The organism is uncultured Mailhella sp. (assembly GCF_944324575.1).
Taxonomy (GTDB): Bacteria; Desulfobacterota; Desulfovibrionia; order Desulfovibrionales; family Desulfovibrionaceae; genus Mailhella.
This window is the reverse complement of record NZ_CALUWV010000022.1, coordinates 22189-29955: the sequence shown is the minus strand read 5'-3', so window position 1 is coordinate 29955 and position 7767 is coordinate 22189. Positions and strand designations below refer to the sequence as shown.

Here is a 7767-nt window from a genome sequence, read left to right as displayed (position 1 = left end):
AGGCTCCCGCAGCTGCGGCCGAGTCTCCCGGAACGAAGGAACGGGAATCCGCCCACGTGGTGAAGGCTGCTGCGGAAGCTGCCGCTCCCGAGGCTCCCGCGCAGGAGGCCGCCCCTGAAAAGGCTGCCCCTGTGGAAGATGCTCCCGTGCCTGTCGTCGAGGAAAAGGCCGCGCCCGCTCCCAAGGCTCCGAAGAGCGCCCCCAAGTCCTCCACCAGAAGCAAGGCCAAGAAGAGGTAAGGAGAGAATATGAGTGAACATGACTGCGGCTGCAGCAAGAATCCTTACCTGCCTGAAGTCGCTACGGTTCTGGAAGTCATCACGGAATCTCCCACCATCAAGTCCTTCCGTGTGCGCTTTGACAATGAGGAAGCATGGAACAGCTTCACCTACCAGCCCGGTCAGGTGGGACAGCTTTCCGTGTTCGGCGTGGGCGAATCCACGTTCGTCATCAACACTCCGCCTTCGTGCAAGGATTACATTCAGTTTTCCGTCATGCGCGCAGGCGAGGTGACCACCGCCATCCACAAGCTCCAGCCCGGCGACAAGGTGGGCGTGCGTGCTCCTTTGGGAAACTATTTCCCTTACGAGCAGTGGAAGGGCAAGAACATCGTGTTCGTGGGCGGCGGCATAGGCATGGCGCCCATCCGCACCATCATGCTCCACGTCATGGAGCATGCCTCTGAATACGGCAAGCTCAGCCTGCTCTACGGTGCACGGTCTCCCGAGGACATGGCCTACAAGGCCGATCTTCCCGGCTGGCTTGAGAGCGACGTGCTGCACACCACGCTTACCATCGACCGCGAGGCTCCCAACTGGCCTCACCGCGTGGGCATGATTCCCAATGTGCTCAAGGAGCTGGCCCCCAGCCCCGACAACACCATCGCCGTGCTCTGCGGCCCGCCCATCATGATCAAGTTCACGCTGGCGGCGTTCCGCGAAATGGGCTTCAAGGACGAGAACATCATCACCACCCTTGAACGCCGCATGAAGTGCGGCATAGGCATCTGCGGTCGCTGCAACCTCGGCGGCAAGTACGTGTGCCTCGACGGTCCTGTGTTCTCGCAGGCCCAGCTCAACGAGCTGCCTCCGGAAATGTAGTCCGGCGGAAAAGGTATGAACAACGAAAAGGCCCCTTCTTCGGAAGGGGCCTTTTTATGTCTGAAGGAGATGAACGGCTTTTTGTGTTTGAAAGATCGCTGTTCAGCTCTGAATGGAAGGCGGCGAGGGGCGCTCTTGTCGTCCGGCTGAAAAAGGCAGACGTCTCAGTGCGAGGATCGGGAGCAGTTACAATGATTCCGTCCAGGGGCCAGTGTGCTTTTGGGTCCCGCTGAAGAAAGGACAGAGAAAATCATGGGATACGAGACGCCTGCAAGTGTTTCATGTTATTTCTTGCCGATGCCTATTTCTTCAAGCAGGGCCTGTGTGTCGGCAAGTTCGGGGTTGCCGTAGACGTCGAGATCACAGGGCGGTTCCTCCAGCACGCGTCTTGCCGTCATGTAGTGGCGCTTCCAGTAGTCGGCTTCCAGATTTTCTATGCGCACGCGGGAGCCGGCCGACGGACTGTGGATGAAGCGTCCGTCGCCGAGGTAGATGGCGGAGTGTCTGCCGTTGGGCGTGTTGGCGATGCGGAAGATGAGAATGTCGCCGGGAAGAAGGTCGGCCTTGGCCACTTCCTGTCCCGCGCGGGACTGGCGCACGGAATCGCGGGGAACGGAGACGCCCTGTTCGGAAAAGACCCAGTACACGAAGCCCGAGCAGTCGAAGCCGGATGCGGGCGATGCACCGCCGCTTCTGTAGCGCACGCCTATGTGCTCGCGCGCGGCATCGGCCACGTCTTCTCCCAGAGACATGACGGTGGGACAGAGATTGGCCCGGTACAGCGTCGAAGGTGAATCCGGTCCGGGCAGCATGGAGCTTGCCGAGACCTCGGAAGGCAGCGTTTGCGGAGCAGAAACAAGTTCGGCTCCGGCTTTTGGCTGACAGGCGCAAAGCGTGGAGGCCGTGAGACCGGCACAGAAGAGAAAAGCGATAGCGCGAAGACACGGATGCATGAAAGGGCTCCTGTCGGCGTCGCGGAACGTCAAAAAGAAGCGGCGCGTGGAATGAAAAAGTAAGCGTGTGAGGAATGTGTCAAGGGTGCCTTTGAAAGAGAAAGCTGTCAAGTCCCGGATTTTTATGGCTGTCCCTGGAAATGAAGCTCCCGGAAGGAGTCTTTCCGGGCATAGTCACTTGAACCAGCCGCGGCGGAAGAAGAAGGCGAGCAGTGACGCGGTGATGACCACCATGATGCCGAGCACCACGAAATAGCCGTACTTCCATTCGAGCTCGGGCATGAAGTGGAAGTTCATGCCGTAGATGCCGGCGATCACGCTGAGAGGCATGCAGAGGGATGTAAGCACGGTAAGCACGCGCAGGCGGTAGTCGGTCCTGCGCTGAGCGTGAAGCAGACAGTCGTTGTGCAGGTCGCGAAGGCGTATTTCCAGCTGATCCTGACTGCGCACCAGGTGATTCTGGCTGTCCATGACATCCCGCAGTTCCGCCTTCAGATGACTGAAGGGGACGCTCTGCGTCTGCAGGCTCTGCAGCACGCTCATGCAGTAGAGCTGATCCTCGAATTGAGAATAGAGGCGTCCCACAGAGCGGCGTATGGTGATAAGTTCGTCCTGCCCGATGTTGTCCGGCTCGTCGTATATTCTGTCGGCCAGGGCCTCCACGGCGGCGCGCGCCGTCATGTACTGGCGCGTGCTCATGTCCGTGCACGCGTCCATGATGAAGAGCAGAAGCGCCTGACTGGAGGGTTCGGAAAGTTCGCTTCCGTTTTCAAGTCGTGAGAGGGCACGGTCGAAAAGAGGAATCTGTGGAGGGCTTATGCTCACAAGCATGCCCTTCATGCACAGCATCATGACATAGGAGGCCTTCGGACTGTTCCACTGCGTTCTCAGCGGAAAGCGCACGAACACGCAGCCGCCCGACACGTCCACGTCGGGAAAGTTCACGGGCACGGTGCAGGCCGTCGCTGCTTCGGCGTCCACGTGCAGACCGTGCAGGTAGACACCGAGGTGCTGCAGCTCCTCCGGTGTTTCCTCCATGCGTATGTCGTGCCAGACAAGAATGGCGTCGCCTTCGGACGGCGCCTTCTTGAGCCAGCGCCAGTCCCGGGCCGTGAGATGGTAGTGCCGTATTTCCATGGAGAAAAACTAGCATGAATGTGTGGGGCTGAAAAGGCGGCGCGGATGAGAGATGCGCGGGCGAAGGGCAGAGAAGAGGCAGAAGTTCTGCAGAAGGCGGTCTACAGCAGAAACTTTTTTATCATGGCGACCTTTGCGGCGTATTTTTCCGGTACAGGAATGCGCCTGCCCTGCACGAAGGCGGCAAGAGCGCGATCAATGCCGGCAACGGTGGAGCCGGCCTTTCCCACGCATATCCAGCTTCCGTCCTCGGCTACGGAGTAGTCGCTTATGGTGACGGTTATTGCCTGCTCCATGCCGTCGACGGAAAAGCAGATCATGAGGCTCAGATCCTCGCGGCATACGATGCTGTGAATATGAAGAAAATCCGACAGACGGGCGTTGGCAAGCGTCATGGCTTTCTCGCTGTTCAGAAATGCGCGGGCCAGTTTTTTCCCCGGCAGTTTCAGAAGGGTTTCAAAAAATCCCATCATGCCTCCAGGAAGGGGTGCGCGGCTGCGGATGCCGGAAAGTCGACCGGTCGTCCCCGGATGCAGCTTTTTGCTTTTCAAGGGGGGAAGCCGTTTTCGGCGTCTTCTTGTTCCGGCGCGCTGCGTGCCGAAGAATTTTTGCGCCGGCGTCCGCGGCTCTCAGAAGCTGCGTCATGCAGGTCAAAGCCCGCCGGTTCTGCACGTTTTCCGCAGGTTTTGCCGCGTGGACTTTTCCGAAATGACGTCTCTCCCGGAAAAACGGCTGCGGCCGCCGGGAGAGACGCAGTCCGTCAGAGCCCGGATTCAGCCAGCCAGGCGTCGAAGTCGGCGCGGCCGCGGTCGGCCATTTCCGCCTTGCGGGCCTTTTTCTTCGTGCGTTCGGCAAGCTCGGGCATGAGGCCGAAATGGATGTTGGAGGGCGTGAACTTTTTGGCAGGCGTCTTGAGATGCGTCATGAGCGCACCGAGGGCCGTGGTCTGCGGCGGCAGGGCAAGCGTCCGGCCCCGGGCCCGGGCGGCGAGAAGAAGACCGAGCCAAAGCCCGCAGGCTGCGGATTCCACATAACCTTCCACACCGGTGATCTGTCCGGCAAGATGCACGTTCGGCCGCTCCTTGAGCGACAGATCTTCGTTCAGGCACTCCGGAGCGTTCACGTAGGTGTTTCGGTGCACGCTGCCGAAGCGCAGAAATTCCGCATGGGCAAGACCGGGCACGAGACGGAACACGTTGTCCTGCGCGCCGTAGGTCATCTTGGTCTGGCAGCCCACGAGATTGAAGGACGAGCGTTCTGCGTTTTCGGCTCTGAGCTGGAGCAGGGCGTAAGGGCGGCGGCCGGTGCGCGGATCGGTGAATCCCACGGGTTTGAGCGGTCCGAAGGTGAGCGTGCGGTCTCCACGGTCGGCAAGCGCTTCGATGGGCATGCAGCCCTCGAAATGTATTTCCTTTTCAAAATCGTGAGCAGGTACGCGTTCGGCCTCGCGCAGCGCTTCGTAGAAGGCCGTGTACTCAGCCTTCGTCATGGGACAGTTCAGATAATCGCCGTTGTCCTTTGCTTCGGGGTCAACCATGGTCTCCATGGGCTTTTCCAGAAAGGGCGCGTCGTCGGAATAGGGCGGAGGCGCGTCGTTGCCGTAGCGTGAGCCGCGGAAGGCTATGCTCATGTCCACGGAGTCGGCGCGGACGATGGGGGCTATGGCATCGTAGAAATACAGGCGCGTATCGTCGCCATCTGCAGCGATGACCTCCGCAATGGACGCAGCAAGGTTTTCCGAAACGAGCGGTCCCGCCGCCACGATGACGGTTTTTCCCTCCAGTTCCGGCGCGTCGAGCGAGGGAATCTGACGCCTTACGAGCGTGATGAGGGGTTCTTCTTCCACAAGGCGGGTCAGCGTTTCGGAAAACAGCGTACGGTCCACGGCAAGAGCCTTGCCCGCAGGAACGGAACAGGTTTCGGCCACGGCCATGGTTGCGCTGTGAAGTTTTCGCATCTCCTCCTTGAGCAGACCGACGCCGGAGCCCTGCGCATCGTTGGAACGGAAGGAATTGGAGCAGACAAGCTCGCCGAGCAGCGGGCTCGTGTGGGCGGGGGAAAAGGCTTCGGGCTTCTGTTCGTACAGCGTGCAGGCGAGCCCAGCCCGCGCAAGGGCGAGCGCGCATTCGCAGCCGGCAAGTCCGCCGCCGATGATGACGAAAGCGGGCGTTGAGGTATCCATAACGACTCCGTGGTAAGAAAAGGGGCGGTGTCCCGCCGTTGAAAAAGGCGCGTTCGTACCGCGCGGCTCAAACCTTACTGAAAGAAGGAAGGGAAGTCACTCTTTTATGATGTGCCGGGAGAAAAGTCCTTTTTTCACCAGAAAAATAGCGGTATGCGCTTGACAGGGTATGGCGGCACTTTTTATGACCTTATATAAGGATTCACTGAACTGATGCAGGGGCCTCGCGCCCTTTTTGCGTCCAAGAGAAATTCAAACCCTAGTGGAGAATCGTATGTCCATAGCTTTGGAGAACCAGCGCACCTACGCTCTTGTCGGCACCGGTGGCTGTGGTAAGACTTCGCTGGCAGAAATGCTGCTTTTTCAGGCTGGAATCATCAACCGTCTTGGCGCCATAGAAGAAGGCACCACGGCTCTGGACTACGAACCCGAAGAGATCAAGCGTCGCGGCTCCATTCAGCCCGGCTTTGCCACCTTTGACTGGAAGGGATATCGTCACAATCTCATCGACATTCCCGGCGATTCCAACTTCGCCGGCGACATGGAATGGCTGCTTTCCGCCGTGGACAGCGCGATTATCGTTGTCGATGCCGTGGACGGCGTGCGTCCGCAGATGCGCCGTATGTGGAAGAGCGTGAAGAGCGCCGGCCTTCCCACCGTTGCCGTGATTACCAAAATGGACCGCGAACGTGCCGACTTCGACGCCGCGCTGAACAGCCTGACCATGCACCTTGGCGTGCGTCCCGTCGTGCTTTACATTCCCGTGCTGGAAAACGGCGAATTCATCGGCCTTGTGGACGTGTTTGCAACCAGGGCCTTCCGTTTCCTGGAAAACGGCGAAACCGAGGAAATGCCCATTCCGGCGGATCTCGAGGATGAAGTCATGCTTCTGCGCGACACGTCCGTGGAGAACATCGCCTCTTCCGACGAAGAGCTCATGAACCGCTATCTTGAAGAAGGCTCCCTGTCCGACGAGGATATCACCTTCGGTCTGCGTCAGGGCGTGCTTTCCGGCGAGATCGTGGCCGTGCTGCCTTCTTCCGCCATGCAGAACCGCGGCGGCCGCCGTCTGCTCAATCAGATCAATAATCTGCTGGCTTCTCCCGCCGACCGTCCGGCCGTGCTCGGCGCCGACGGTTCCGAGCGCGTCGCCGATCCCGAAGGTCCGGCAGCCTGCTTCGTGTTCCGTTCTCTGAACGATGCTTTCTCCGGTCAGGTCAACATGCTGCGCGTCATTTCCGGTACCATTTCTTCCGACTCCTCGCTGAAGAACATGCGCACCGGCGAAATGGAGCGTCTCGGCTCGCTGTTCTATGTCAACGGCAAGACGCAGACCGCCTGCAAGGACACCCTCGGCCCCGGTTCCATCGTGGGCGTGACCAAGCTCAAGAGCACCCGTACCGGCGACACGCTGAGCGACGACAAGGCTCCCTTTGTGGTGGAGCTGCCCAAGCTGCCGCCGCAGCTCATCACCTTCGCCCTTGCGCCCAAGCAGAAGGGCGACGAAGACAAGGTCTTTGCCGCCGTGCAGAAGCTGCTTGACGAAGATGTCACTCTCAAGCTCGGTCGCGATGAGGAAACGTCCGACATCCTGCTTTCCGGCATGGGACAGCTGCACATCGAAATTTCCGTGGAAAAGGCCCGCCGTCGCTCCAAGGTCGACATCCTGCTCAAGACGCCCAAGGTGCCCTACCGCGAAACCGTGCGCGGCAAGGTGCAGGTGCAGGGCCGTCACAAGAAGCAGTCCGGCGGTCGCGGTCAGTTCGGCGACTGCTGGATAGAAATGGAAGGCGCTCCCCGCGGCTCCGGCTATACCTTTGAGGACGCCATTGTGGGCGGCGTCATCCCCCGTCAGTACATTCCCGCCATCGACAAGGGCATTCAGGAGAGCGCGGCCCGAGGCTACCTCGCCGGTTGCCCCGTGGTGGACTTCAAGGTGCGCGTGTACGACGGTTCCTACCATACCGTGGACTCTTCCGAAATGGCCTTCAAAATGGCCGGTTCCATCGCCTTCAAGGCGGCCATGTCCCAGCTCAAGGTCGTTCTGCTCGAACCCATCGTGCAGATGACCGTGACCATTCCCGACGAATACATGGGCGACGTTATCGGCGATCTGTCCTCCCGTCGCGGCAAGGTGCTCGGTTCCGACTCTCAGGGCGGCATCACCGAACTCAAGGCCAACGTGCCCATGAGCGAAGTTTTGCGCTACGCTCCCGACCTGCGCAGCATGACCGGCGGTCAGGGCGTGTTCACCATGGAATTCGATCACTATGAGGAAGCGCCTCAGCCTGTGGTTGACAAGGTCGTGGCTGAGCATCAGGCGGCCAAGGCCGGCGAATAGCTTGAAATCGAGGGGGGGAAGACACTTCTTCCCCCCTCGTGCATGAAAGGACGG

The 7767-nt window shown here is 59.9% G+C and carries 6 protein-coding genes and 1 pseudogene; 3 read left to right on the top strand and 4 right to left on the bottom strand.

All coding sequences use genetic code 11. From position 1 onward, the window contains the following. Both Q0J81_RS04465 and Q0J81_RS04460 read left to right on the top strand, forming a co-directional pair. Positions 1–239 (top strand): annotated as a pseudogene (locus Q0J81_RS04465) (hypothetical protein); the annotation flags it as partial. A gap of 9 nt (positions 240–248) precedes the next feature. Continuing rightward, complete coding sequence (locus Q0J81_RS04460; protein ID WP_294446234.1) at positions 249–1100, top strand: FAD/NAD(P)-binding protein; 852 nt, start codon at positions 249–251, stop codon at positions 1098–1100. Positions 1101–1384: 284 nt separating this feature from the next. On the opposite strand, the gene Q0J81_RS04455 is transcribed toward Q0J81_RS04460, so the two are convergent. The 4 genes from Q0J81_RS04455 to trmFO all read right to left on the bottom strand — a co-directional run bounded on the left by Q0J81_RS04455 (position 1385) and on the right by trmFO (position 5372). Continuing rightward, positions 1385–2053 carry a C40 family peptidase gene (locus Q0J81_RS04455; protein WP_294446233.1) on the bottom strand — a complete coding sequence of 223 codons (669 nt, stop codon included), beginning with the start codon at positions 2051–2053 and terminating at the stop codon, positions 1385–1387. A 174-nt stretch (positions 2054–2227) separates the two neighbouring features. Next, positions 2228–3190 carry a magnesium transporter CorA family protein gene (locus Q0J81_RS04450; protein ID WP_294446232.1) on the bottom strand — a complete coding sequence of 321 codons (963 nt, stop codon included), beginning with the start codon at positions 3188–3190 and terminating at the stop codon, positions 2228–2230. A 101-nt stretch (positions 3191–3291) separates the two neighbouring features. After that, positions 3292–3660 carry a hypothetical protein gene (locus tag Q0J81_RS04445; protein ID WP_294446231.1) on the bottom strand — a complete coding sequence of 123 codons (369 nt, stop codon included), beginning with the start codon at positions 3658–3660 and terminating at the stop codon, positions 3292–3294. A 290-nt stretch (positions 3661–3950) separates the two neighbouring features. Continuing rightward, entirely contained in the window at positions 3951–5372 is a 1422-nt protein-coding gene (gene trmFO, locus Q0J81_RS04440) for a methylenetetrahydrofolate--tRNA-(uracil(54)-C(5))-methyltransferase (FADH(2)-oxidizing) TrmFO (protein WP_294446230.1), read from the bottom strand. Positions 5373–5646: 274 nt separating this feature from the next. On the opposite strand from trmFO, the gene Q0J81_RS04435 reads away from it, so the two are divergent. Next, a complete protein-coding gene (locus tag Q0J81_RS04435; protein ID WP_294446229.1) occupies positions 5647–7713 on the top strand; it encodes an elongation factor G in 2067 nt (688 codons plus the stop codon). Positions 7714–7767: the final 54 nt, after the last annotated feature.

Coding starts and splice junctions, on each gene's coding strand:
- Q0J81_RS04460 (WP_294446234.1), top strand. CDS start 249: ATGAGTGAACATGACTGCGGCTGCAGCAAGAATCCTTACCTGCCTGAA.
- Q0J81_RS04455 (WP_294446233.1), bottom strand. CDS start 2,053: ATGCATCCGTGTCTTCGCGCTATCGCTTTTCTCTTCTGTGCCGGTCTC.
- Q0J81_RS04450 (WP_294446232.1), bottom strand. CDS start 3,190: ATGGAAATACGGCACTACCATCTCACGGCCCGGGACTGGCGCTGGCTC.
- Q0J81_RS04445 (WP_294446231.1), bottom strand. CDS start 3,660: ATGGGATTTTTTGAAACCCTTCTGAAACTGCCGGGGAAAAAACTGGCC.
- trmFO (WP_294446230.1), bottom strand. CDS start 5,372: ATGGATACCTCAACGCCCGCTTTCGTCATCATCGGCGGCGGACTTGCC.
- Q0J81_RS04435 (WP_294446229.1), top strand. CDS start 5,647: ATGTCCATAGCTTTGGAGAACCAGCGCACCTACGCTCTTGTCGGCACC.